The organism is Clavibacter michiganensis subsp. insidiosus (assembly GCF_002240565.1).
Classification (GTDB): domain Bacteria; phylum Actinomycetota; class Actinomycetes; order Actinomycetales; family Microbacteriaceae; genus Clavibacter; species Clavibacter insidiosus.
In genome coordinates, this window is sequence record NZ_MZMO01000001.1 from 1,716,001 (window position 1) to 1,740,442 (window position 24,442).

Sequence of the window (24,442 nt, forward strand, 5' to 3'; positions counted from 1 at the left end):
CCCCCTCTGCTGCGGGTCGCCCCTCTCCCACGGACCGTGGGACATCCGCTCAACAGAAGGACCCCTCACCGTGCTCGCTGTACACGACCTGGAGCTGCGCGTCGGCGCCCGCGTCCTCATGGAGGACGTCTCGTTCCGGGTGAGCCCGGGGGACAAGATCGGCCTCGTCGGCCGCAACGGCGCCGGCAAGACGACGCTCGCCAAGATCCTCGCGGGGGAGGGCCAGCCCACCGGCGGCCGCATCGACCGCTCCGGCGAGATCGGCTACCTCCCGCAGGATCCGCGCTCCGGCAACCCGGAGGACCTGGCGCGCACCCGCATCCTCGACGCCCGCAGCCTCGGCACGCTGTCGCTCGACATGCAGCGCGCGATGCTCGACATGGCGTCCACGGACGACAAGGTCTCGGCGAAGGCGATGAAGGACTACGGCCGGCTCGAGGAGCGCTTCGTCGCGCTCGGCGGGTACGCGGCCGAGGCCGAGGCGGCCTCGATCGCGAGCAACCTGAGCCTGCCCGACCGGATCCTCGACCAGCCGCTCAGCACCCTCTCCGGCGGCCAGCGTCGCCGCATCGAGCTCGCGCGCATCCTCTTCTCCGGCGCCGACACCATGCTCCTCGACGAGCCCACCAACCACCTCGACGCCGACTCCGTCACGTGGCTCCGCGAGTTCCTCAAGGGATACCAGGGCGGGCTGATCGTGATCAGCCACGACGTGGAGCTCGTCGGGGACACCGTGAACCGCGTCTTCTACCTCGACGCCAACCGCATGGTCATCGACATCTACAACATGGGCTGGAAGCACTACCAGCGCCAGCGCGCCGCCGACGAGGAGCGCCGCAAGAAGGAGCGCGCCAACGTCGAGAAGAAGGCGGGCGTCCTCCAGCTGCAGGCCGCGAAGTTCGGCGCCAAGGCGTCGAAGGCCGCCGCCGCCCACCAGATGGTGCGTCGCGCCGAGAAGATGCTGTCCGGCCTCGAGGAGGTGCGCGCCGTCGACCGCGTCGCCAAGCTGCGCTTCCCCGAGCCCGTGGCGTGCGGCCGCACGCCGCTCATGGCGAGCGACCTCAGCAAGAACTACGGCTCGCTCGAGATCTTCACCGCCGTCGACCTCGCGATCGACCGCGGCAGCAAGGTCGTCATCCTCGGCCTCAACGGCGCGGGCAAGACGACGCTCCTGCGGATCCTCGCGGGCGTCGACCAGCCCGACACCGGGAAGCTCGAGCCCGGCCACGGCCTGCGCGTCGGCTACTACGCGCAGGAGCACGAGACCATCGACGTGAAGCGCAGCGTGCTGGAGAACATGGTCTCCTCCTCGCCCGACATCTCCGAGATGGAGGCGCGTCGCGTGCTGGGCTCGTTCCTCTTCACGGGCGACGACTCGGCGAAGCCCGCCGGCGTCCTGTCCGGCGGCGAGAAGACGCGGCTCGCGCTGGCGATGATCGTCGTGTCCGGTGCGAACGTGCTGCTGCTCGACGAGCCCACCAACAACCTCGACCCCGCGAGCCGCGAGGAGATCCTCGGCGCGCTCAACACGTACTCGGGCGCCGTGGTGCTCGTCAGCCACGACTCGGGTGCGGTCGAGGCGCTGAACCCGGAGCGCGTCCTCATCATGCCGGAGGGCACCGAGGACCACTGGAGCCCCGACTACATGGACCTCATCGAGCTGGCCTGACCCGGCGCGCTCTCGGGCGGGACGGCCGGACGCGCGGGCGGAGGCCTCAGGTCAGCGCGCCTCGTCGAGGATCCGGTCCTCGACGTCGGCGTCCGAGGGCTGCTTCCTCGCGCGCTTGGCCTGGCGAGCGCGCTCGCGCTCCTGCTCCTCGGGATCGTCCGCGTTGATGAAGCGGTACTCGTTGCGGATCGCGACGCCGAGGCCGACGAACGCGATGATGGCGAACACCAGCCACTGGAACGCGTAGGAGAGGTGCGGGCCCTCGTCCTCCTCGGGACGCGGCGTCGCGAACGGCGCGGCGTCGGCGGGGGCGGGATCCTCCGAGATCAGCAGGCCGTACGCGCCCGTGAACGTGGGCGACCCCACGCGCTCGGCGATGTCGGGCAGGTTGACGGTCGCGATCTGGCCCTCGGGCGCCGACCGGCCCGGCAGCTCCGGCTCGCCCGCCTTGAGGCGCGCCGTCACCGTGACCACGCCGGCGGGCGGGGCGGGGACGGAGTCCGGGGAGTCCTGCGAGTTGCCGATGGGCACCCAGCCGCGGTCGACGACGAACACGCGGCCGTCGTCGAGGCGCAGCGGAGTGAGGACCTCGAAGCCCGGCTGCCCGTTGAACGGCCGGTTGCGGGCGAGCAGCTGCTCGTCCACCAGGTAGGTGCCGGTCATCGTGACCGGCGTCCACTTCTGCGTGTCGACGTACGCCGACGTGTCGGCGAGCACCTGGTCGACCGGCTGCGGGGCGCGGTCCCAGTTGTCCTCGACCTTGGCGATCTCGGCGAGGGCCTCGTCACGGCGCGCGAACTGCCAGTGGCTGAGGAGGACGCAGGCGATGGCGAAGACCACGGCGACCGCGAGGTAGCCGGCCCACCTGCGGTTGAGGACGAAGCGCCAGCGGCTCACGCGATCGCCCCCGCGACGGGCGCGTCGATCGCGGCGACGCGCACGGGGAAGTCGCGACCGGCGAGGAAGTCGCGCAGGAAGCCGACGTGCTCGTCGCACGCGGTCCAGGTCTTGACCCGATCGGGCGTGTGGATGCGCGGGTTCCGCCACTCGACGCGCCAGGCGGCGTCGGCGCGGCAGCCCGCACGCGAGCACTCGACGACGTCGGCGGACGGCCCGGCGGATCCGAGGCCCCAGGAGGCGAGCCCGCTCACGCGTCGGTCGGGGTGTCGGGCGCGGTCGGTCCTCCCGCGCTCGTCGGACGGGCGGCCGACGAGCCGGGGGCCGCCTCGGGCGCGCGACCGGTCTCGTAGGTCGTGAAGGGCTCGGGCGTGGTGAAGGGCTCCGACGCGCGGAACGGCTCCGACGGCACGTACGGCTCGGCGGGCGGCGGGAAGCCGGAGTGGCGGGCGGAGACGACGACCACGCCGCCGGGCCGCTCGACCGCGGTGCCCTGGTTGCCGCCGACGTTCGCGAGGATGACCGCGAAGTACGGGAGCACGATGGCGCCGATGGCGGCGACGGCCAGCCACCAGCCCTGGAGGAAGAGGCACGACAAGATGCAGACCATGCGGATGCTCATCGCGATGGTGTACTTCACCATGCGGGCATGGCGGTCTTCCTGCGGGGACCGGGGGAGGCTGGTGACCGACTGCTGCGGAGCTGGCATGCGTGGATGGCGTCCTTCGCAGGGAGCGACGCGCTCCCCATCGAGACCAGGTTACGCCCGGCCACCGATAGGCTCGTCCGCGTCCGCAAGCCCCCTCCAAGCCGTAATGGAAGGTCCCCCATGAGCACCGCACGCACCGTCGTCGTCACCGGAGGCAACAGGGGGATCGGCTACGCGATCGCCGAGGAGATGCTGCGTCAGGGCCACCGCGTCGCGGTCACCGCGCGCTCCGGCCAGGGCCCCGACGGCAGCCTCACGGTGCGCGCGGACGTGACCGACGCCGCGTCCGTCGACGCCGCGTTCTCCGAGGTCGAGGCCGCGTACGGACCCGTCGAGGTCGTCGTCGCCAACGCGGGCATCACGCGCGACACCCTCATGATGCGGATGAGCGACGACGACTTCACCGAGGTCGTCGACACGAACCTGGGCGGCGCGTTCCGCGTCGTCAAGCGCGCGTCCAAGGGCATGCTCAAGGCGCGCTTCGGCCGCATCGTCCTCATCTCCAGCGTCGTCGGGCTCTACGGCTCGGGTGGCCAGGTCAACTACGCGGCGTCCAAGAGCGGCCTCGTCGGCCTCGCCCGCTCCGTCACCCGCGAGCTCGGCGCCCGCGGCATCACCGCGAACGTCGTCGCACCCGGCTTCATCGAGACCGACATGACCGCCGAGCTCCCCGAGGCGACGGCGGCCGAGTACAAGAAGTCCATCCCGGCCGGCCGCTACGGCACGGCCGCCGAGGTCGCGGGCGTCGTGGCGTGGGTGTCCTCGGACGAGGCCGCGTACATCTCCGGCGCCGTGATCCCGGTCGACGGCGGCCTCGGCATGGGCCACTGACCCCGAGGGTCGGGGAGAGCGCCGTGTCCGACCTCCTGGCGGCCTGGGACCTCGGTCCCGCCGCGCTCACCGAGCTGGGGGCCACGCACAACCACGCGTACCGGGTCGACGTCCAGGGCGGATCCCGCTACCTGCTCCGCCTGCATGTCGCGCGCCGGAAGCAGCGCGAGATCGACCTGGAGCTCGACTGGCTCGACGTGCTCGCCGCGCGCGGCGGGCCCTCCGTCCCGGAGCCGCAGCGCACGCGCCACGGATCCTGGACGGCGACCGTGGAGGTCCCCGTCCCCGACCACGACGAGGTCGGCCTCCGCCGCGCGGTGGTCGGCGCGTCGGGCGAGCGCGTCGAGCGTCGCCTCGCGAGCCTGCTCACCTGGCACGACGGCGACATGCTGAGCAGCCTCGCCGCCTCGTGGGACGCGGGGCCGTTCGCCGAGACGCTGGCCGCCCTCCACGCGGCCGGCGCGGATCCGGCGGCCGTCGCCCTGGCGGGGGAGCGGCGCCGCTATGACGCGGACTACGCCACCACGCGACTGGAGCGCCTCGTCGAGGGCTACCCGGGCATCATGGCCGACGGCTCCACCGCCGACGCGCTGGCCGGCGCGATCGAGGAGCTCCGCGCGACGCTGGCGGAGGCCGGTCCGCCGATCATGGTGCATGGCGACTACCACCCGGGCAACCTGATCCAGGGGCCCGACGGCGTCTCCGTCATCGACTTCGACCGCTGCGGCCTGGGTCCCGCCGGCCTCGACGTCGCCGCCGCGATCATGTACCTGGCGCCCCGCCAGCGCGCGCAGTTCCACCGCGCCTACACGGCGGCGGGCGGCAGCACCGGCGTCCCGGACGAGCGCTTCGGCGCGTTCATCTTCCTGGCCTACCTCGACAACGTGACGCACCTCGCGAGCCTGCCGTCGGAGCGGGAGCGGATGCCCGCCAACATCGCCCAGCTCGCGGCGATCGCGCGGGCCGTCGTCACGGGCTGACCCGCGCGCGCGAGCGGCCGGATCAGCGGGGGAGGCCCAGGAGCGCGAGCACCTGCGCGAGGTCCCGGCGGTCGACGCACACGTCGGCGCGCCGGCGGACCGCGGGCTTCGCGTCGAAGGCGACGGAGAGCCCGGCCGCGGCCATCATCTCGAGGTCGTTGGCGCCGTCGCCGACCGCCACGACGCGGGCGAGGGGGATGCCGAGCCCGGCGCTCCACTCCTCGACGGCCGCGCGCTTGGCGGCGGCGTCGACGACGGGACCCGTGACGCGACCCGTGAGCCGCCCGTCGGCCGTCTCCAGCCGGTTCGCGCGCCAGAGGTCGAGCCCGAGGCGCTCGGCCAGCGGATCCAGCAGCTCGTGGAAGCCGCCCGACACGACCGCGACGACGTGGCCGGCGTCGTGCAGGCCGGCGATCATGCGCTCCGCGCCGGGGGTGACGCGGATGCGCGCCCCGACGGCGGCGTGCACCGACGACGGCAGCCCGGCCAGCGTCGCGACCCGGGAGCGCAGGCTCTCCGCGAAGTCCAGCTCGCCGCGCATCGCGCGCTCGGTGACGGCGGCGACCTCGTCGAGCGAGCCCGCCTCCGCGGCGAGCAGCTCGATCGCCTCGTCCTCGATGAGGGTCGAGTCGACGTCCAGCACGACGAGCATGCGCGGGAGGGCGCGGGGGACGGGCGACGCCGACGGGGCGGCCAGCGGCAGGACGTCGCTCACGGGGTGACGCGCACGCCCTTGCCCACGACGGTGATGCCGCCGTCGGTGACGGTGAAGCCGCGCGCCAGGTCGCGGTCGTGGTCGACGCCGACCGTGGCGCCGGGCTCGACCTCGACGTCCTTGTCGAGGATCGCGCGGGTGATGACCGCGCCCGCTCCGATGTGCACCTTGTCGAACACGATGCTGTCCACGATGCGCGCACCCGACTCCGCGATGACCCACGGGCCCAGCACGCTGCGCTCGACGTGGGCGCCGCTGATCACGCCGCCGAGCGAGGTGATCGAGTCGATCATCGTGCCCGTGTCGCCCTGCGCGTCGCGGACGAACTTGGCCGGCGGGCTGTTGAGCTGCTGGCTGAAGATCGGCCAGTCCTTGTTGTAGAGGTTGAACACGGGCAGGGCCGAGATGAGGTCCTGGTGCGCGTCGAAGAACGACTCGATCGTGCCGACGTCGCGCCAGTAGTAGCGGTCGCGGTCGTTGGCGCCGGGCACCTCGTTGCGGTTGAGGTCGTAGACGCCGGCGTTCCCCTGCTCGACGAACCACGGCACGATGTCGCCGCCCATGTCGTGCGCGGACTCCGCGTTCTCGCCGTCGCGGCGCACCGCGTCGATGAGCTGGTCGGTGTCGAAGACGTAGTTGCCCATGGACGCGAGCACCTCGCCGGGGGAGTCGTCGAGGCCCTGCGGGTCCTTCGGCTTCTCGAGGAAGGCGCGGATCTGGTACGGGTTCGCGGGATCCACGTCGATGACGCCGAACTGGTCGGCGAGCCCGATCGGCTGGCGGATCGCCGCGACCGTCGCGCCGTGGCCGGACGCGATGTGCGCCTCGATCATCTGGCTGAAGTCCATGCGGTACACGTGGTCGGCGCCGACCACGACGACGATGTCGGGCTTCTCGTCGTTGATGAGGTTGAGGCTCTGCAGGATCGCGTCGGCCGAGCCGCTGAACCACCGCTTGCCGAGGCGCTGCTGGGCGGGCACCGACGCGATGTACGAGTTGAGCATCTGGTTGAGGCGCCAGGTCTGCGATACGTGCCGGTCGAGCGAGTGCGACTTGTACTGCGTCAGCACGACGATCTGCGTGAGGCCCGAGTTGATGAGGTTGGAGAGCGCGAAGTCGATGAGCCGGTACTGCCCGCCGAACGGGACGGCGGGCTTCGCCCGGTCCGCGGTGAGCGGCATGAGGCGCTTGCCCTCGCCGCCGGCGAGCACGATTCCAAAGATCTTCTTCGATGCCATTGCCCCAGCGTAGATGCACGTCGGGGCATGTACTAGCGTTCGACCAATGCGAGCAGACGTGATCACCAAGGAGTATCCGCCCGAGGTCTACGGGGGTGCCGGCGTGCACGTCACCGAGCTCGTGAAGGCCATGCGGCAGCGGACGGAGGTCGTCGTCCGTGCCTTCGGCGCGCCGCGCGACGAGCCCGGCGTCTTCTCCTATGCCGTCCCGTCGGAGCTCCGCGATGCCAACGCGACCCTGCAGACGATGGCCGTCGACCTGGCGATCGCGAGCGACGTCGCGGGCGCCGACGTCGTGCACTCGCACACCTGGTACGCGAACCACGCGGGCCACGTGGCGTCGATGCTGCACGGGATCCCGCACGTCGTCACCGCCCACAGCCTCGAGCCGCTGCGCCCGTGGAAGGCCGAGCAGCTGGGCGGCGGGTACCGCGTCTCGAGCTGGATCGAGCGCACCGCCTACGAGGCGGCCGACGCCGTCATCGCCGTCAGCGACGGCATGAAGCGCGACATCCTCCGCTCGTACCCCGCGCTCGACGAGGCGCTGGTGCACACGGTCTACAACGGCATCGACCTCGAGGCCTGGGCGCCCGTGCACGACGACGACCTCGTGCGCTCCCTCGGCATCGACCCCTCGCGGCCCTCGGTCGTGTTCGTCGGCCGGATCACGCGCCAGAAGGGGCTGCCCTACCTCCTGCGCGCCGCCGCGCTGCTGCCGGCCGACGTGCAGATGGTGCTGTGCGCGGGCGCGCCCGACACCCCGCAGATCATGGAGGAGGTCACGGCCCTCGTCCGCGGCCTCCAGGAGGAGCGCTCGGGCGTCGTCTGGATCGACCGCCTGCTGCCGCGCCGCGAGCTCTCCGCCGTGCTCACCGCCAGCACCGTCTTCGTCTGCCCGTCCGTCTACGAGCCGCTCGGCATCGTGAACCTCGAGGCCATGGCGTGCGGGGCGCCCGTCGTCGGCACCGCCACGGGCGGGATCCCCGAGGTCGTCGACGACGGCGTCACCGGACGCCTCGTCCCCATCGACCAGGCCACGGACGGCACGGGCACGCCCACCGACCCCGAGCGCTTCGTCCGCGACCTCGCGGCCGCGCTGACGGAGGTCGTCGCGGATCCCGACGCCGCGCGGCGCATGGGCGAGGCCGGCCGGGTGCGCGCCGAGCGCGAGTTCGGCTGGGACCGCATCGCCCGCCAGACCGAGGCGATCTACGCGTCGATCCTGCGCTGAGGGACCGGCCCCGCGCCGCCGTCCGGCCCACCCCGCAGCCGGGAGGCGCGGGGAGCCCGGGCCGGTAGACTCGTCCCCATGAGCCACGTCCTCTCCCTGTCCGGAGTGTCCTTCGTCCGGAATGGGACGACCATCCTCGACCAGGTGGAGTGGACGGTGGACGGCGACGAGCGCTGGGTCGTCCTCGGGCCGAACGGCGCCGGGAAGACGAGCCTCCTACAGATCGCCTCCGCCATGCAGCACCCGTCCTTGGGCACAGCGACGGTCCTCGACCACGAGCTCGGCCGCGTGGACGTTTTCGAGCTCCGCTCCCGCATCGGCTTCGCGTCCACCGCCATGGCCCGGCGGATCCCCGCCGACGAGACCGTGCTCGACGTCGTGCTCACCGCCGCCTACTCGGTGACCGGCCGCTGGAACGAGGACTACGAGGACATCGACGTGCGCCGCGCCCAGCGCGTGCTCGCCGAGTGGCGCCTCGGCCACCTCGAGCAGCGGAGGTTCGGCACGCTGAGCGACGGCGAGCAGAAGCGCGTGCAGATCGCGCGCTCGATCATGACCGACCCCGAGCTGCTGCTGCTCGACGAGCCGGCCGCGAGCCTCGACCTCGGCGCGCGCGAGGAGCTGCTGCAGCTGCTCGGCGGCTACGCGTCGGCGCCCGAGGCCCCCGGCATCGTCATGGTCACGCACCACGTCGAGGAGATCCCGCGCGGCTTCACGCACGCGCTGCTGCTGCGCGAGGGCGCGGTCGTCGCGGCCGGCCCGCTCGCCGACGTCATCACCGCGGACAACCTCGGCCGCGCCTTCGGGCTCGCGCTCGAGGTCACGCACGACGACGGGCGCTTCACGGCCCGCGCCGTCCGCTCCTGACCCCTCCTCCCGCGCACGGGCGGACCACCGGCGCGTCGGCCCGTTCCCGGCACCCGTCTGGTAGGCTCGTCCACTGGTCCGGTGATCATCCCGGGCACCCACGCTTCCCACGCAGACAATCGAACCGACGAAGGACACTCCCCGATGAAGACCGACATCCACCCCCAGTACGCCCCCGTCGTCTTCCGCGACCTCGCCTCCGGTGCGACCTTCCTCACGCGCTCCACCGTCGGCAGCTCCAAGACCATCGAGTGGGAGGACGGCAACACGTACCCCGTCATCGACGTCGAGATCTCGAGCGAGTCGCACCCGTTCTACACGGGCAAGCAGCGCATCATGGACTCCGCCGGCCGCGTCGAGAAGTTCAACTCGCGCTACGCGGGCTTCGGCAAGAAGTAGCAGCCCACCCGCTGCACCACGAAGGGCGCCCGGCTCCGGCCGGGCGCCCTTCGTCGTCCCCGAGGCGCCGCGCTCCCGCGACGGGCACGAGGGGCCGACGCCGGGGACCGGGTCAGGACCCGGCGTGCCGCTCGGGCCAGGCACCGGAGGTGGTGAACGCGGGATCCCGCGTGCGCCGCATGTAGTCCTGGAAGCTCTCCGCCTGCACGCGCGACCAGTCGACCTGGCGGTCGTGCAGGTCGAGGACGGGGATGTCGAGCTGGTCGGCGTAGCGACCGGCGATGGCCTGGGCGACGCGACCCGCGGCGATGGCATCGGCGCCGGCGTCGTGCGCGTCGTCGAGGCGCACGCCGTAGTGCTCGGCCGCGACGGACAGGGTGCGCTTGCCGCGGCGGTAGGTGTCCACCGCCTTGTCGATGACGAGCGGGTCGATGACGGGGCCGGTGTCGCGCAGCGGCTCCACCCCGTGCCGCACGGCCTCGCGGTTGAGCAGGGTGAGGTCGTAGGGCGCGTTGTAGACCACGAGGGCGAGGCCCCGGGCGAACATGTCGCGGATGGTCGTGACGATCTCGAGCACGACCGCGCCGGCGTCGCGCCCCTCGGCCCGGGCGCGCTCCGTGGTGACGCCGTGGATGGCCGCCGCGCCCGCGGGGATCTCGACGCCGGGATCCGCCAGCCAGTCGTGCCGTTCGGTGACCTGCCCGTCCGCGTCGAGCACGACGATGCACGCCGTGACGATGCGGGCGGTCTCGACGTCCACCCCCGTCGTCTCGAGGTCGAAGGAGGCGAGGGAGTGGTGCCAGCGGGAGCTCATCCTGTAGATGCTACGGGCGACCGCCGATGGCGGGCGCACCCATGTGCAGCCAGTAGAAGCTCTGCGTGGCGAGCGTGAGCGTGAGCCGGCCGTCGTCGCCGACCGTCGGGAAGACGGCGCCGCCGAAGAGGTCGTACAGCTGCGAGCCGGCGAAGTCGGACGCGTCGATGGTGACCGACACCGGGTTGTGCGCGAACGAGAAGACGCAGAGCACGTCCTCCGCGCGGTCGCCGAAGTGCGTGCCGCTGCCCTCGTAGGAGCGCACGAACGCGAGGACGCTCTCGTGGTCGGTGGGCAGCACGCGGATGGTGCCCTGGCCGAAGACCGGGTGGGCCTTGCGCACGTGGATGACGTTCCGCACCCAGTGCAGTAGCGAGCGGGACTGCGCCAGCTGCGACTCCACGTTGATCTGCGCGTAGTTGTAGACGAGCGACTGCACGACGGGGAGGTAGAGCTTGCCCGGGTCGGCGGTCGAGAACCCGGCGTTGCGGTCCGGGGTCCACTGCATGGGCGTGCGCGAGGCGTCGCGGTCCGGCAGCCAGATGTTGTCGCCCATGCCGATCTCGTCGCCGTAGTAGAGGAACGGGCTGCCGGGGAGGGAGAACAGGAGCGCGTGCACGAGCTCGAGCTCGGCGCGCGAGTTGTCGAGCAGCGGCGCCAGGCGGCGGCGGATGCCGATGTTGACGCGCATGCGCGGGTCGTACGCGTACCAGCCGTACATCGCCTGGCGATACTCCTCGCTCACCATCTCGAGCGTGAGCTCGTCGTGGTTGCGGAGGAAGACGCCCCATGCGGCGGCCTCGGGGATCTCGAACGTCTCGCCCATGATCCGCTTCAACTCGTCCGCGGTCTGCGAGCGGAGGGAGTAGAAGATGCGCGGCATGATCGGGAAGTCGAACGCCATGTGGCACTCGGGCTCCTCCTCGGTGCCGAGGAACGCGGAGACCTCGCGAGGCCACTGGTTGGCCTCGGCGATGAGGATCCGACCCGGGTACTCCTCGTCGACCATGGCGCGCAGGCGCTTGAGGAACTCGTGCGTGGCGGGCTCGCCCTCGCCGTTGCCCTCCTCGGTCTCGTAGAGGTACGGGATCGCGTCGAGGCGCAGGCCGTCGACGCCCATGTCGAGCCAGTGGCGGATGACGCCGTAGATGGCCTCGTGCACCTTCGGGTTGTCGAAGTTGAGGTCCGGCTGGTGCGAGAAGAAGCGGTGGAAGAAGAACTGGCGGCGCACCGGGTCGAAGGTCCAGTTGGACTCCTCGGTGTCGACGAAGATGACGCGGATGTCCTCGTACTTCTCGTCGGTGTCGCTCCAGACGTAGAAGTCGCCGTAGGGGCCATCGGGGTCGGATCGGGACTGCTGGAACCACTCGTGCTGGTCGGAGGTGTGGTTCATCACGAGGTCGATGACGATGCGCATGTTGCGCTCGTGCGACTTGGTGACGAGCTCCTTGAAGTCGTCGAGCGTGCCGAACTCGGGGAGGACGGCCAGGTAGTCGCTGATGTCGTAGCCGCCGTCGCGGAGGGGCGACTGGAAGAAGGGCGGGAGCCAGAGGCCGTCGATGCCGAGCCACTGCAGGTAGTCGAGCTTGGAGATGAGGCCCTGGATGTCGCCCGTGCCGTCGCCGTTCGAGTCGACGAACGAGCGGATCATCACCTCGTAGAAGACCGAGCGCTTGTACCACTGCTTGTCGAGGGTGAGGCCGGGCAGGGTGATGGGGGCGGTGAAGCTCACGGTTCTCCTCATGGGCGCGACGGGGGCGTCGACTCGGGGCGGGAAGGCTCGATCGCCACTCTAGGCGGGGCGCGCCGGTGGCCGGCCCCGGCGCGCCAGGGGGCGCGGGCGGCACCCGCTCGTAGACTCGTCCCCGATGACCGTCCCCTCGCCCTACGCCGCCCAGCTCGACCGCATCCCCGTGGTCCGCCGCACCGTCGACCTCCTCGGGAGCCGCACCGCCTGGTGGGAGTACGGGCCCGCCGACGCGCCGCAGGTGCTCGTCGTCGTGCACGGCTTCCGCGGGGACCACCACGGGCTCGAGCCGGTCGTCGCGCAGCTGCCGGGCGTGCGGATCCTCTCGCCCGACCTGCCCGGCTTCGGCGACTCGACGCCACTCGTCGACGCGCGGCACGACATCGCCGGGTACTCCGCGTGGCTGCGGGCGTTCGTCGACGCGACCGGCACGCGCGAGGCGACCGCGCTCGGCCACTCCTTCGGATCGATCGTCGTCGCGGCGGCGCTCGCGGACGGCCTGCCGAGCCCGCGCGCGATCCTCGTGAACCCGATCGCGGCGCCCGCGCTGGAGGGGCCGCGGGGGATCCTCACCCGGCTCGCCGTGCTCTACTACCGCGCCGCCGCCGTGCTGCCCGAGCGCGCGGGCTTCGGCCTGCTGCGCAACCGCGCCATCGTCCGGGTGATGAGCGAGGCCATGGCGAAGACGCGCGACCGGTCGCTCCGCCGCTGGATCAACGACCAGCACGACCGCTTCTTCAGCGCCTTCAGCGACCGCCGCGTCGTGCTCGAGGCGTTCCGCGCGTCGGTGTCGTCGGACGTGAGCACGTACGCCGCGCGCGTCGCCGTGCCCGTGCTGCTCGTCGCCGCCGAGCGGGACGACATCACGCCCGTCGCCGCGCAGCACCGGCTGCAGCGCCTGTTCGCGGACGCGCGGCTCGAGGTGATCCCGCGGGTCGGGCACCTCATCCACTACGAGACGCCCCGGGAGGCGGCCGGCTCGATCCGCGCGTTCCTGGACGAGGGGAGCGCGTCATGAGGCTCGTGTTCGACTGCAGGTACACGCGCATCGGCCGGCACGACGGGATCAGCCGCTACGGCGCCGAGCTCGTCGCCCGGCTCGGCGCGCGGTTCGACGTGACCATGCTCATCAGCGACCACCGCCAGCTCGCGCTCCTGCCCGACCTGCCGTGGCAGCTGGTCAGCTCGCCGACCGGTCCGCGGGAGCCGTGGCTCGCCCGACGCGTCTCGCGGATGGCGCCCGACGTCGTCTACAGCCCCATGCAGACGATGGGATCGCGCGGGCGCACCTACCCGCTCGTGCTCACGCTGCACGACCTCATCTACTACCGGCACCGGCGACCCCCGCGCGACCTGCCCGCGCCCGTGCGCGCGCTCTGGCGGGCCTTCCACTTGGCGTGGTGGCCGCAGCGGCTGCTGCTCGACCGGGCCGACGCGATCGTGACGGTCAGCGAGACGACGCGCGGCCTCATCCGCGCGCACCGCCTGACCACGAAGCCCGTGGTCGTCGTGCCGAACGCGGCCGAGCTGGCGCCCGCGCCCGACGGCAGCCCGGACGCACCGCGCGAGGCGTCGGCCGAGCGCACGCTCGTCTACATGGGCTCCTACATGCCCTACAAGAACGTCGAGACGCTCGTGCACGCGGCCGACGACCTGCCCGACCACGAGCTGCACCTCATGAGCCGCATCGCCGCGCCGGAACGCGAGCGGCTGGAGTCGATCGCGGACGGGGCGCGGCTCGTGTTCCGCGACGGCGCGAGCGACGAGGAGTACGCGCGGACGCTCCGGCGCGCGACCGCCCTGCTGACGGCGTCGCGCGACGAGGGGTTCGGGATCCCCGTGATCGAGGCCATGAGCGTCGGCCTGCCCGTGGTGGTCAGCGACATCCCGATCTTCCGCGAGATCGGGGGCGACGCGGCCGTGTACGTGGACCCGGACGACGCCGAGGGGTTCGCCGCGGCCGTGCGCGCGCTGGAGGACCCGGACGAGTGGCGGCGGCGCTCGGCGGCGTGCATCGCCCGCGCCGCCGAGTACGACTGGGACCGGTCGGCCGAGGCGCTCGGCGACCTCCTCGAGCAGGTCGCCCGGACGGGGCGGCGCGGGACCTGAGCAGGCGGGCCGCCGTCCGCCGCGGCGGGGGAGCGGTGCGGATCAGGCCCGGCGCGCCGGGTCGAGGTCGGCGATCGCGCCGAGGTCGGCCACGCCGCCGAAGCGCAGGAGCGACAGCTCCCCGTCGACCACGCCGAACGTGTGGGCGGAGCCGTTCTCGATCATGGGCCCGGGTCGGCTGCCGAGCGACGCGTCGAGGCTGCGAGCCAGCGCCGCGATCACGCCGCCGTGCGACACCGCGATGATCGAGCCGCCGGGGTGCCGTTCCGCGAGCCGCAGGAGCGCGGCGCCGGCCCGCGCGGTGACCGACTCCACGGTCTCCCGGCCGGGGACGTCGCCGTCCGGGAAGCGCGCCTCGATCTCCGCGTGCGTGAGACCCTCCGCGAGGCCGTAGCGGCGCTCGGCGAGCGCGGGCTCCGGCAGCGGACCCGACGCGGGCGCGCCGCCGAGCGCGAGGTGCTCCGCGATGATCGACGCGGTCTCGAAGGCGCGGCTCAGCGGGCTCGCGTGCACCGCGTCCCAGCCCGCGCCGCCCGCGACCGCCGCGGCGAGCAGCGCGCCCGCGGTGGCGGCCTGCGCGCGGCCGGTGTCGTCGAGCGGGATGTCGCTGGATCCCTGCACGCGCCGCTCCACGTTCCACGCGGTGCGGCCGTGGCGGACGAGCACGATCCGCGTCACGACGCCAGCTCCGTCGCGATCGCGCGGAGGGTCTCGCTCGTGCCGCCCTCGAGGCGCACGGTGGCGCGGGTGTCGCCCTTGGTGCTGCCGCGGTTGAGGATCACGATCGGCATGCGGCTCCTCCGGGCGATCTCGAGCAGGCGGATGCCGGAGTTGACCGCGAGGGACGATCCGGCGATGAGGAGCACGTCGGCGTCCGAGACGATGGCGCTCGCGTCGCGGAAGCGCTCCGTGGGCACGAGCTCGCCGAAGAAGACCACGTCGGGCTTGAGCATGCCGCCGCAGACGCTGCACACGGGGATCCGGAACCGGTCGACGTCGTGTACCTGCGCGTCGCCGTCCGGGTTGAGCTCCACCGCGTCGGGCTGGTCGAGCCACGGGTTCTCGGCGCTGATGCGGTCCGCGATCGCGGAGCGCGCGTAGGCCTGCCCGCAGTCGAGGCAGAGGACGCGGTCGAGCGAGCCGTGCAGGTCGACCACGCGACGGGATCCGGCGCGCTCGTGCAGGCCGTCGACGTTCTGCGTGACCAGGCCACCCACCACGCCGGCCGCCTCCAGGTCGGCGAGCGCCCGGTGCCCGTCGTTGGGCCGCGCGGAGCTGAAGGCCTTCCAGCCGAGGTGCCCGCCCGCCCAGTAGCGGCGGCGGAAGTCGTCGCCCTCGCTGCGGAACTGCTGGAAGGTCATGGGGTTCCGCTTCGGGGCGCCCTCGCCCCGGTAGTCGGGGATGCCCGAGTCGGTGCTGAGGCCGGCGCCCGTGAGGACGGCGGTGCGGCGGCCGCGCATCAGCTCGACCGCCTCGGCGATCGTGGACCCCGCGGGGGGTCGGGGAACGTCTCGGAGAGCGGTGCTCATGGGGCCTCCCGGTGCCGAGCTGGCGCCCCGGCCCGTCGGCGGGCGGCGACGGGGCAGGGCATCATTGTCCTGTCGAGTCTAGACAGCGCATCCCCGCGACGGCTCCGCGCGAAGTGGCTCCGCACCCCTCGAGGGCGGACCGAGAGAGGACCGGCGTGCACATCCACCGCATCGAGGACCTCTCCTCCCCGGGCCTCGAGGACTACTCGCGGCTCACCGACGTGGCCCTCCGCCGCGTGAGCGAGCCCGCGGGCGGCCTCTACATCGCCGAGTCGACCAAGGTCATGGGCCGCGCGCTCGCCGCCGGGCACGTGCCGCGCTCGGTCCTCGTGCAGGAGCAGTGGCTCGACGACGTGGCCCCGCTGCTCGCGGGCTTCCCCGACGTGCCCGTCTTCGTGGGCGCGGCCGCGGTGCTCGAGCGCCTCACGGGCTACAACCTGCACCGCGGGGCGCTCGCCGCGATGCACCGCCCGCCCCTGCCCGCGGTCGCCGACGTCCTGCGGGACGCGCGCCGGGTCGTCGTGCTGGAGGACATCGTCGACCACACGAACGTCGGCGCGATCTTCCGCGCGGTCGCGGGCATCGGCGCGGACGCCGTGCTGATCACCCCGCGCTGCGCCGACCCGCTCTACCGGCGGAGCGTGCGCGTGAGCATGGGCACCGTGCTGCAGGTGCCGTGGACCCGGCTGCCCGAGTGGCCCGAGGCCGCGCCGCTCCTGCACGAGGCCGGCTTCCACCTCGCCGCGCTCGCCCTGGAGGACGACGCGGTGACCCTCGACGCCTTCGCGGTGGATCCGCCCGAGCGGATCGCGCTCGTCCTCGGCACCGAGGGCGACGGCCTCAGCCGGCACGCGCTCCGCCACGCGGACTCGACCGTCGTGATCCCCATGCTGCACGGAGTCGACTCGCTCAACGTGGCCGCGGCGAGCGCCGTCGCCCTCTACGCGCTGCGGGTCCCCGCGTGAGCCGCGCCCGCCGCCTCACGCTGGCCGGCGTCGCCGCGGCGCTCGTGGCCTCGGCGGGCGTGTACGTGCCCGTCACCCTCACGGCGGATCCGCCGGCCGCGGTCGCGCAGGTCGACGCGCCGTCGCCCGTCGTCAACGTCCCGACGCCCGAGACCTGGCCCGCCGAGGGGGTCTCCGCCGTCGGCGCCATCGGGTTCGACGGCGTGCTCGCGACGGACGACCAGGATCCGACGCCCCGGCCGATGGCCAGCATCACCAAGACGGTGACCGCGCTCGTCGTGCTGGAGACCAAGCCGCTCGCGGCCGGGGAGGACGGGCCGCAGGTCACCTTCACGGCCGAGGACGAGGCGCTCCGCGGCGAGATCCTCCAGCAGGACGGCATCGTCGAGCCCGCCGTCCCGGGCACGAGCCTCTCGGAGCGCGACCTCCTGGAGGGCGCGCTGCTCGCGAGCGCCAACAACTACGCGGCGGCGCTCGGGGTCTGGGCGTACGGCTCGAACGACGCCTTCGTCGCGGCCGCGAACGTCTGGCTCGCCGAGCACGGGCTCACGGGCACGCACGTGGCCGACGCGATGGGGCTCTCGCCCCAGACCGTGAGCACGACGGCCGACCTCGTCCGCATCGGCGAGATGGTGCTCGCCGACCCCGTGCTCGCGGACATCGTCGACCAGCGCAGCGCCGACGTGGCGGGCGTGGGGAACGTCGAGAACCGCAACCTGCTGGCGGGCGTCCCGGGCTTCCGCGGGATCAAGACGGGGACGCTGGAGCAGGCCGGGAAGTGCCTGCTCTGGGCGGTGGACACGAAGGTGGGCGACCGCGACGTGACCCTCGTCGGCGTGACGCTCGGCGCGAAGGACCACGCGGAGCTGGCCCGGCAGGTGACCGCGCTGCTGCCGACGGTCTCGGCGAACCTGCACGTCGTGCGGGTGGCCGTCGCGGGGGAGCCGTTCGCCGACTACACGACCGCGTGGGGCGCGACTGCGCAGGCCGTCGCCGCCGCGGACGAGTCGCTGCTCGTGTGGGGAGACACGCCCGTCACCACGACCGTGGAGGCGTCCGGATCCGGCGAGGCCGCCGCGGGCACCGAGGTCGGCGCGGCGACGGTCACCGCCGGGCAGCAGACCGTGCGCGTGCCGCTCGCCCTCGACCGCGACATCCCCGGCCCCGACGGCTGGTGGCGCCTCGGCAACCCGGGCGAGCTGCTCGGCTGAGGATCCTCCTGCCGGTCAGCTCCCCGCGTCGACGCGCGTCCACGGCGACGCGTCGGGCCGCTTGGCCGTGCGCCCGTCGCCCGAGGACTGGTGGCGGAGGCGCCGCAGCACCCAGGGCACGAAGTAGGAGCGCGCCCAGTCGATGTCGCCGGCGCGCGCCTGGCTCCAGGTGCGCGGCGGCAGCGGCTCGGGCTTCAGCGGCTCGAGGTCGTTCTCCACGGCGAGCGCCTGCAGCACCATGCGCGCCACGGTGTGGTGCCCGAGCGGCGCGAGGTGCAGCCGGTCGACGTCCCACATGCGCGGGTCCTGGATCTCGGTGAGCGACCACTGGTCGGCCACGATGCAGTCGTGCCGCGCGGCGACCGCGCGGATGTCCTCGTTGTAGATCGCGACCTTGCCGCGGAGGCGCCCGAAGACGGGGGAGAACTTGACGTCGGTGCCCGTGAAGAGCACCACGGTCGCGCCCTCGGAGGAGAGCCGCGCGACCATGCCGTCGAGGCGCTCCGCGAGGCGGTCGGGATCCGCGCCGGGCCGGAGGATGTCGTTGCCGCCCGCCGAGAGCGAGACGAGGTCGGGGTGCAGCGCGAGCGCCGGCTCCACCTGCTCGTCCGCGATCTGCCCGAGGAGGCGCCCGCGGATCGCGAGGTTCGCGTAGGAGAAGCCCTCGACCTGGTCGGCCAGCACCTCGGCCACCCGGTCGGCCCACCCGCGGTGCCCGCCGGGGCTGCCGGGCTCGGGGTCGCCGATGCCCTCCGTGAAGGAGTCGCCGAGGGCGACGTAGCGGCGCCAGGGGTGGGGCTGGGTCATGCGGGTCCTTCCGGGTGGGTCGCTCCCATCATAGGAACGCCCGCGCGCGCCCCTCGGGAATGCCGGCCCGCACCCATTGGTTGAGCCTTCAAGCAACTGGATGCACCGCCCGAGGAACGAGGACCCATGCCCGACCTGCTCTCCGCCGACACGACCATGGGGCCCGTGACCCTGCTCGTCGGCGACCTCGACCGCATGACCGCCTACTACCGCGACGCCGTCGGCCTCGAGCAGCTCGACGAGGGGACGGGGTCCACGACGCTCGGGCGCGGGGGAGCGCCCGCGGTGGTCCTCGAGCCCGCGCGCGGCCTCGACCTCCCGAGCCCGGGGAACGCGGGCCTCTTCCACACGGCCGTGCTCTTCGACGAGCCCGCCGCGCTCGCCCGCTCCGTCGCCTCGCTCGCGCAGCGCGCCCCCGGCACCTTCGCGGGCAGCGCCGACCACCTCGTGAGCCGCGCCTTCTACTTCACGGACCCCGAGGGCAACGGCGTCGAGCTCTACACCGACCGCCCCCGCGACGAGTGGACGTGGCAGGACGGGCGGGTGGTCATGGACTCGCTCCGGCTCGACCCGAACGCGTTCCTCCGCGACGAGCTCGCGCCGGTCGCCGACGCCGCGTCCGACGCGGCGGGCATCGGCCACGTGCACCTCCAGGTGGGCGACACGGAGACCGCGGGCGCGTTCTACGTCGACACGCTCGGCTTCGAGCTGGTCGCGGGGTGGCACGGATCCGCGATCTTCGTCTCCGCCGGCGGATACCACCACCACATGGCCATGAACACGTGGAACAGCCGCGGCGCCGGCCGGCGTCCCGCGACGCTCGGGCTCGGCACCGTGCGCATCGAGGTGCCCACGCGCGACGAGGTCGTGGCGGTGGACGCGCGCCTCCGGGCCGCCGGCGTCGCCACGCGCGACGACGGCCGGTCCCTCGCCTTCGAGGACCCGTGGGGCAACGCGCTGGTGCTGTCCGCCGCCTGAGCCCCGGGGCCCGGGCGTCGCGGTCGGGGGAGGATGGGCGCATGACGCCCGCCGCCCCGCTCGACCCGCTCGCGCACCTCGACGAGGTGCTCCTCGACCGGATCCGCTCCCGCGCGCCCGGGTACGACGCCCGCAACGCCTTCTTCGCGGAGGACCTCGACGAGCTGCGCGACGCGGGCCACCTGCGCCTGCTCGTGCCGCGCGAGCTCGGTGGGTCCGGAGCCTCCCTCGCGGACGCGGTGCGCGCGCAGCACCTCCTCGCGCAGGCGGCGCCCGCCACGGCGCTCGGCGTCGGGATGCACCTCGTCTGGACGGCCGTCGCCCGGATCCTCGCCGACCGCGGCGACGACTCCCTCCGCGGCGTCCTCGAGGACGCGGGACGCGACGAGCTGCTGGCCTTCGCGATCAGCGAGCCCGGCAACGACCAGGCGCTCGCCGACGCGCTCACGCGGGCCGAGCCCGACCCCGACGGCGGATACCGGTTCACCGGCACGAAGTCGACGTCGAGCATGGCGCCCGCGTGGACCCGGCTCGGCCTCTTCGGGCGCGACGACCGGGATCCGGAGCGGCCGCTCCTCGTGCACGCCTTCGTGGCGCGCGACGCCCCCGGCCTCGAGATCGTGCCCGACTGGGACACGCTCGGCATGCGGGCGACGCAGAGCCACACGGTGATCCTGGGGGACGTGCGCGCGCAGCCCGCCGACGTCGTCCGCCGCCGCGAGCACGGCCGTCGCGACGACCCGTTCGTCCTCGCCGTGCTGCAGGCGTTCGAGCTGCTGATCGCCGCCGTGTACGCCGGGATCGGGCAGCGCGCGCTCGACCTCGCCGTGGCATCTGCGCTCCGCCGCACCTCGCGCGCGGCCGGCGGCGCCGCGCTCGCCGCGGACCCCGGGATCCGCCACCTCGTCGCCGAGGCCGCCCTCGCGCAGGACGCGCTCCCGCCGCAGCTCGTGGCGCTCGCGGACGACGTCGACCGCGGCGTCGACCACGGCGACCGCTGGGCGTCGCTCCTCGTCGGCGCCAAGGTCCGGGCGACGCGGACCGCGGCCGAGGTCGTGCGGCGGGCGATCGAGGTCGCCGGCGGGGGATCCCTCCGCACGGGCGACGAGCTCGGCCGCCTGTACCGCGACGTTCTGGCCGGCGGCTTCCACCCGTCGAGCGACCGGCAGGCCGCGGAGACCATCGCGACCACGCTCCTCGGACCCGTCCCGCGCGCGTCCTGAGCGCCGCCCGGACGGCGGGTGGGAGCCGAGCGCGCCCTCGTCGCGGCGACGCGCCCGGACCGTCGCGGAGGCCCGGATCCGCCCGCGTCCCCCGCCGCCGACCCGAGGCCGTGGGCGACGCGCGTCCGCCCGCCGCGCGTCGCCCGGACGCCCCCGCGATCGACGGGAGCGTCCCCGGGTGCGGGTATCGTGAGGTCGAGTGAGCACCCTGCCGACCCCTCCACCGCACGTCGGATCCGCCGCGGCCGAGCACCTCTCGCCGGCCTTCCCGGAGCGCGCCGCCTGGGGCACCGTCAGCAAGCTGCGGGCCTGGCAGGAGGAGGCCCTCACCGCGTACTTCGAGAAGGAGCCGCGCGACTTCCTCGCCAACGCGACGCCGGGCGCCGGCAAGACCACGTTCGCCCTCCGCCTCGCCTCCGAGCTCCTCCACCGCAAGACCATCGACCGGATCACCGTCGTCGCGCCCACCGAGCACCTCAAGAAGCAGTGGGCCGACGCGGGCGCGCGCGCGGGCGTCCGCCTCGACCCGATGTACAGCAACGCCTCCGGCGCGCTCGGCCGGCACTACCACGGGGCCGCCGTGACGTACGCGCAGGTCGCCGCGAACCCCTACCTGCACAAGACCATGACCGAGTCGAGCCGCACGCTCGTGATCCTCGACGAGGTCCACCACGGCGGCGACGCGCTCAGCTGGGGCGACGCGATCCGCGAGGCCTTCGAGCGCGCCACGCGCCGGCTGTCGCTCACGGGGACGCCGTTCCGCTCCGACACCGCGCCCATCCCGTTCGTGAGCTACCTCCGCGACCACCGCGGCGTGCGCCTCTCGCAGACCGACTACGACTACGGCTACTCGCGCGCGCTCGCCGACGGCGTCGTGCGGCCCGTCATCTTCCTCGCCTACGCCGGCAGCATGCGCTGGCGCAACAAGATGGGCGACGAGATGGAGGCCCAGCTCGCCGAGGGCAACACGAAGGACATCACGTCCCAGGCGTGGCGCACGGCCCTCGCCCCGGACGGCGAGTGGATCCCGCAGGTGCTCCAGGCGGCCGACCGGCGCCTCAGCGAGGTGCGGCAGTCCATCCCCGACGCCGGCGGGCTCGTCATCGCGACCGACCACACGACCGCGCGCGCCTACGCGGCGATCCTGCAGCGCCTCAGCGGCCAGCCCGTCACCCTCGTCCTCTCGGACGACGTCGAGGCGAGCGCCAACATCGACCGCTTCTCCGCCGGCACGTCCCGCTGGATGGTCGCGGTGCGCATGGTGTCCGAGGGCGTCGACGTGCCGCGGCTCGCGGTCGGCGTGTACGCCACGAGCGCGTCCACCCCGCTGTTCTTCGCGCAGGCCATCGGCCGCTTCGTGCGGGCGCGCCGCCGCGGCGAGACGGCGTCGATCTTCCTGCCGAGCGTCCCCAACCTCCTCGTGCTCGCCAACGAGCTCGAGCGCCAGCGCGACCACGCGCTCGACCGCGACTCCTCGAAGGAGGGCGACCTCTACAACCCCGAGGACGCCATGATGGGCGAGGCGAACCGCAGCGAGAAGGGGTCCGACTCCCTGCTCAGCGAGTTCTCGTTCGAGGCGATGGGATCCGAGGCCACGTTCGACAAGGTGCTCTTCGACGGCGCCGAGTTCGGGCAGATGGCCGACATCGGCAGCCTCGAGGAGGAGGAGTTCATCGGGCTCCCCGGCATCCTCGAGCCCGAGCAGGTGCGCGAGCTCCTCGCCCAGCGGCAGCACCGGCAGTCCCGCCACGCGTCCGAGCGCGAGCGGAGGCAGGCCGAGAGCGGCGCCCCGAAGGACCCCGACGACATCCCGCTGTACCGCACGCTCAAGGAGCAGCGGCAGCTCCTCAACAGCCTCGTCGGCATGCGCGCGAAGCTGCACGGCGAGCCGCACGGGCTCGTGCACGCGGAGCTCCGCCGCGTGTGCGGCGGGCCCGCGGTCGGCCAGTGCAGCGTGACGCAGCTGCAGCAGCGCATCGACCAGCTCCGCAGGTGGATGCGCAGCTAGCGTGGCCAGCGCGGCTACGGTGTCCCGCCTGGACTGGCGCGAGGACCGGATCGGATCGGCCAGGAGGGGCGAGAACCCCACCGTCCTCGCCGAATTGGATGCGGGGTCGCCGTCATCGGCGACGTGCAGTTCCTCCCGGGCTACTGCGTGCTGCTCGGCACGGACCCGGCCGCGACCGCGCTCGCGGAGATGCCGAGGATCGAGCGGGTGCGCTTCCTGGCGGACGCCGACCTCCTCGCCACCGCCGTCGAGCGGGCCTGCCGCGAACTCGTGCCCGGCTTCCGGCGCGTGGACATCGAGGTGCTGGGCAACGCGGACGCCTTCGTCCACGCGCACGTGCGGCGCGGTACGCGTAGCAGCCGCCGGGTCTCGTCGCACGCTCGGTCTGGCTGCACCCCGCCGAGCGGTGGCACGACCCCGCGACCGCGCACGGCGGCGCGCACGACGAGCTGCGCGCGCGGATCCGCGACGAGCTGCGGGCCCTCGCCCGGGACGACGCGGTCGAGGTCAGGGCGCCGTGACGAACCCGTGGTCGACCATGAACTCGTAGGCGACGTCCGCGGGCTCCTCGCCCTGGTCGTCGACGCGGAGGTTCATCTCGCGGAGGGCGTCGTCGGTGATGGTGGGGGAGATCCGGTCGAAGACGTCCTGGAGCCCCGGGTACTCGGCCAGCGTCGCGGAGTCGAGCACCGGAGCGACGTTGTAGGCCGGGAAGAAGCCGAGGTCGTCCTGGAGGATCGTGAGGCCGAGCTTGTCGATGCGGCCGTCGGTCGTGAAGACCTCGCCGAACTCGCACGTGCCGCGATCCGTCGCCGTGTAGACCGCGCCCGTGTCGAAGATCGCCACGTTGTTTTCGGGCACGCCGTCCGCGGATCCGCGCGGGATGCCGTAGGTCTCCAGCAGCGGCGACAGTCCGTCGGAGCGCGAGTTGAACTCCGCCTCCACGCAGAACGTGCGCTGGTCGACGGGGAGCTCCGCGATCTGCGACAGCTTCGTGATGCCGAGCTTGTCCGCCTCCTCGCTGCGGATGGCGAGCGCGTAGGTGTTGTTGAGCGGGGCGGGGGTCAGCCAGGTGAGCCCGTTGGCCGCGTCGGCGTCGCGCACGGCCTCGTACTGCGCGCGCTGGTCGGGGATGCCCTTCGGCTCGCCGAGGTAGCTGAGCCACGCGGTGCCCGTGTACTCCCACGTCATGTCGGCGCCGTGGCTCGTCATGAGCTCGCGGGCGGGCACGCTGCCGGGCACGTTCGTCTGGTCGGTGACGTCGAACCCGGCCGCCTTCGCGGCGATCACGGCGATCTTGCCGAGGATCAGCTGCTCCGTGAAGTTCTTCGACGTGACCGTGAGGTGCGCGCCGGCCGGCAGGTCGAGCGGCCGGATGGATCCGGGCGCCGTGTCGGGCACGTACGCCGTCGCGGGCTGCAGGCCGCAGCCGGTGAGGGTCGCGAGCGCCGCGGCCACGAGGGCGGGCACGCCGAGCGTGCGGCGGAGGCGCGTCGAGCGGGAGAGGGTCGTCAC

General features: G+C 73.3%; 25 protein-coding genes. 13 read left to right on the forward strand and 12 right to left on the reverse strand.

Features of this window, described 5'->3' with window-relative positions; all coding sequences use genetic code 11:
• The first annotated feature begins 70 nt into the window (after positions 1–70).
• Positions 71–1,669 (forward strand): ABC-F family ATP-binding cassette domain-containing protein, encoded by a 1,599-nt coding sequence (locus tag B5P21_RS08355; protein WP_045528101.1) that lies wholly within the window; start codon positions 71–73, stop codon positions 1,667–1,669.
• A 51-nt stretch (positions 1,670–1,720) separates the two neighbouring features.
• On the opposite strand, the gene B5P21_RS08360 is transcribed toward B5P21_RS08355, so the two are convergent.
• From B5P21_RS08360 to B5P21_RS08370, 3 genes are read right to left on the reverse strand one after another with little or no spacing between them, the layout of a single operon-like run.
• Entirely contained in the window at positions 1,721–2,566 is an 846-nt protein-coding gene (locus B5P21_RS08360; protein ID WP_045528098.1) for an SURF1 family cytochrome oxidase biogenesis protein, read from the reverse strand.
• Positions 2,563–2,820, reverse strand: coding sequence for a hypothetical protein (locus tag B5P21_RS08365; RefSeq protein ID WP_086522221.1), 258 nt, complete (start codon positions 2,818–2,820; stop codon positions 2,563–2,565). Before B5P21_RS08365 ends, B5P21_RS08360 begins: the two co-directional genes overlap by 4 nt.
• Entirely contained in the window at positions 2,817–3,275 is a 459-nt protein-coding gene (locus tag B5P21_RS08370; RefSeq protein ID WP_052663202.1) for a DUF3099 domain-containing protein, read from the reverse strand. Before B5P21_RS08370 ends, B5P21_RS08365 begins: the two co-directional genes overlap by 4 nt.
• Before the next feature lie 120 nt (positions 3,276–3,395).
• Here B5P21_RS08370 and fabG point away from each other — a divergent pair, with 120 nt between their 5' ends.
• Together fabG and B5P21_RS08380 are read left to right on the forward strand one after the other, a co-directional pair.
• Positions 3,396–4,106 (forward strand): 3-oxoacyl-ACP reductase FabG, encoded by a 711-nt coding sequence (gene fabG, locus B5P21_RS08375; RefSeq protein ID WP_045528093.1) that lies wholly within the window; start codon positions 3,396–3,398, stop codon positions 4,104–4,106.
• Between the two features lie 23 nt (positions 4,107–4,129).
• A complete protein-coding gene (locus B5P21_RS08380; protein ID WP_045528091.1) occupies positions 4,130–5,086 on the forward strand; it encodes a phosphotransferase enzyme family protein in 957 nt (318 codons plus the stop codon).
• Positions 5,087–5,108: 22 nt separating this feature from the next.
• Here the strand turns inward: B5P21_RS08380 and serB are convergent, their stop codons facing one another.
• Entirely contained in the window at positions 5,109–5,801 is a 693-nt protein-coding gene (gene serB / locus B5P21_RS08385) for a phosphoserine phosphatase SerB (RefSeq protein WP_172457225.1), read from the reverse strand.
• Positions 5,798–7,039: a glucose-1-phosphate adenylyltransferase gene (locus B5P21_RS08390; protein WP_045528089.1), complete on the reverse strand. Its 1,242-nt coding sequence runs from the start codon at positions 7,037–7,039 to the stop codon at positions 5,798–5,800. Before B5P21_RS08390 ends, serB begins: the two co-directional genes overlap by 4 nt.
• 46 nt (positions 7,040–7,085) lie before the next feature.
• Between B5P21_RS08390 and glgA the strand changes: the two genes are divergently transcribed.
• The 3 genes from glgA (at position 7,086) to B5P21_RS08405 (ending at position 9,536) form a co-directional block, all read left to right on the forward strand.
• Positions 7,086–8,270, forward strand: coding sequence for a glycogen synthase (gene glgA / locus B5P21_RS08395; RefSeq protein WP_045528087.1), 1,185 nt, complete (start codon positions 7,086–7,088; stop codon positions 8,268–8,270).
• A 78-nt stretch (positions 8,271–8,348) separates the two neighbouring features.
• Positions 8,349–9,137 (forward strand): ABC transporter ATP-binding protein, encoded by a 789-nt coding sequence (locus B5P21_RS08400; protein WP_045528085.1) that lies wholly within the window; start codon positions 8,349–8,351, stop codon positions 9,135–9,137.
• A 144-nt stretch (positions 9,138–9,281) separates the two neighbouring features.
• On the forward strand, positions 9,282–9,536 hold the full coding sequence (locus B5P21_RS08405; protein WP_015490388.1) for a type B 50S ribosomal protein L31: 255 nt from the start codon (positions 9,282–9,284) through the stop codon (positions 9,534–9,536).
• 112 nt (positions 9,537–9,648) lie between these two features.
• Here B5P21_RS08405 and B5P21_RS08410 read toward each other — a convergent pair whose 3' ends face one another.
• The gene (locus B5P21_RS08410; protein ID WP_045528083.1) at positions 9,649–10,350 is read right to left on the reverse strand and encodes a 3'-5' exonuclease; all 702 of its coding nucleotides are present in this window, start codon (positions 10,348–10,350) and stop codon (positions 9,649–9,651) included.
• Between the two features lie 10 nt (positions 10,351–10,360).
• Positions 10,361–12,094: a maltose alpha-D-glucosyltransferase gene (gene treS / locus B5P21_RS08415; RefSeq protein ID WP_378108699.1), complete on the reverse strand. Its 1,734-nt coding sequence runs from the start codon at positions 12,092–12,094 to the stop codon at positions 10,361–10,363.
• A gap of 124 nt (positions 12,095–12,218) precedes the next feature.
• On the opposite strand from treS, the gene B5P21_RS08420 reads away from it, so the two are divergent.
• Both B5P21_RS08420 and B5P21_RS08425 read left to right on the forward strand, forming a co-directional pair.
• Positions 12,219–13,115 (forward strand): alpha/beta fold hydrolase, encoded by an 897-nt coding sequence (locus B5P21_RS08420; RefSeq protein WP_045528079.1) that lies wholly within the window; start codon positions 12,219–12,221, stop codon positions 13,113–13,115.
• Entirely contained in the window at positions 13,112–14,206 is a 1,095-nt protein-coding gene (locus B5P21_RS08425) for a glycosyltransferase family 4 protein (protein ID WP_045528077.1), read from the forward strand. Before B5P21_RS08420 ends, B5P21_RS08425 begins: the two co-directional genes overlap by 4 nt.
• 42 nt (positions 14,207–14,248) lie before the next feature.
• Here B5P21_RS08425 and B5P21_RS08430 read toward each other — a convergent pair whose 3' ends face one another.
• Entirely contained in the window at positions 14,249–14,884 is a 636-nt protein-coding gene (locus B5P21_RS08430; protein WP_045528076.1) for a histidine phosphatase family protein, read from the reverse strand.
• Positions 14,881–15,735 (reverse strand): Sir2 family NAD-dependent protein deacetylase, encoded by an 855-nt coding sequence (locus B5P21_RS08435; protein ID WP_045528074.1) that lies wholly within the window; start codon positions 15,733–15,735, stop codon positions 14,881–14,883. Before B5P21_RS08435 ends, B5P21_RS08430 begins: the two co-directional genes overlap by 4 nt.
• 155 nt (positions 15,736–15,890) lie before the next feature.
• Here B5P21_RS08435 and B5P21_RS08440 point away from each other — a divergent pair, with 155 nt between their 5' ends.
• Both B5P21_RS08440 and B5P21_RS08445 read left to right on the forward strand, forming a co-directional pair.
• The gene (locus tag B5P21_RS08440; RefSeq protein WP_045528072.1) at positions 15,891–16,700 is read left to right on the forward strand and encodes a TrmH family RNA methyltransferase; all 810 of its coding nucleotides are present in this window, start codon (positions 15,891–15,893) and stop codon (positions 16,698–16,700) included.
• Positions 16,697–17,911 carry a D-alanyl-D-alanine carboxypeptidase family protein gene (locus B5P21_RS08445; protein WP_045528070.1) on the forward strand — a complete coding sequence of 405 codons (1,215 nt, stop codon included), beginning with the start codon at positions 16,697–16,699 and terminating at the stop codon, positions 17,909–17,911. Before B5P21_RS08440 ends, B5P21_RS08445 begins: the two co-directional genes overlap by 4 nt.
• A 15-nt stretch (positions 17,912–17,926) precedes the next feature.
• Here B5P21_RS08445 and B5P21_RS08450 read toward each other — a convergent pair whose 3' ends face one another.
• The gene (locus B5P21_RS08450) at positions 17,927–18,718 is read right to left on the reverse strand and encodes an SGNH/GDSL hydrolase family protein (protein WP_015490379.1); all 792 of its coding nucleotides are present in this window, start codon (positions 18,716–18,718) and stop codon (positions 17,927–17,929) included.
• Positions 18,719–18,844: 126 nt separating this feature from the next.
• Here B5P21_RS08450 and B5P21_RS08455 point away from each other — a divergent pair, with 126 nt between their 5' ends.
• The 3 genes from B5P21_RS08455 to B5P21_RS08465 all read left to right on the forward strand — a co-directional run bounded on the left by B5P21_RS08455 (position 18,845) and on the right by B5P21_RS08465 (position 22,927).
• Positions 18,845–19,696 carry a VOC family protein gene (locus tag B5P21_RS08455; RefSeq protein WP_045528067.1) on the forward strand — a complete coding sequence of 284 codons (852 nt, stop codon included), beginning with the start codon at positions 18,845–18,847 and terminating at the stop codon, positions 19,694–19,696.
• Between the two features lie 41 nt (positions 19,697–19,737).
• Positions 19,738–20,919, forward strand: coding sequence for an acyl-CoA dehydrogenase family protein (locus B5P21_RS08460; RefSeq protein WP_094171026.1), 1,182 nt, complete (start codon positions 19,738–19,740; stop codon positions 20,917–20,919).
• 199 nt (positions 20,920–21,118) lie between these two features.
• Entirely contained in the window at positions 21,119–22,927 is a 1,809-nt protein-coding gene (locus B5P21_RS08465; protein WP_045528065.1) for a DEAD/DEAH box helicase, read from the forward strand.
• A 140-nt stretch (positions 22,928–23,067) separates the two neighbouring features.
• Here B5P21_RS08465 and B5P21_RS16835 read toward each other — a convergent pair whose 3' ends face one another.
• On the reverse strand, positions 23,068–23,238 hold the full coding sequence (locus B5P21_RS16835) for a hypothetical protein (RefSeq protein ID WP_165770610.1): 171 nt from the start codon (positions 23,236–23,238) through the stop codon (positions 23,068–23,070).
• Between the two features lie 196 nt (positions 23,239–23,434).
• Positions 23,435–24,442 (reverse strand): glycine betaine ABC transporter substrate-binding protein, encoded by a 1,008-nt coding sequence (locus B5P21_RS08475; RefSeq protein ID WP_045528064.1) that lies wholly within the window; start codon positions 24,440–24,442, stop codon positions 23,435–23,437.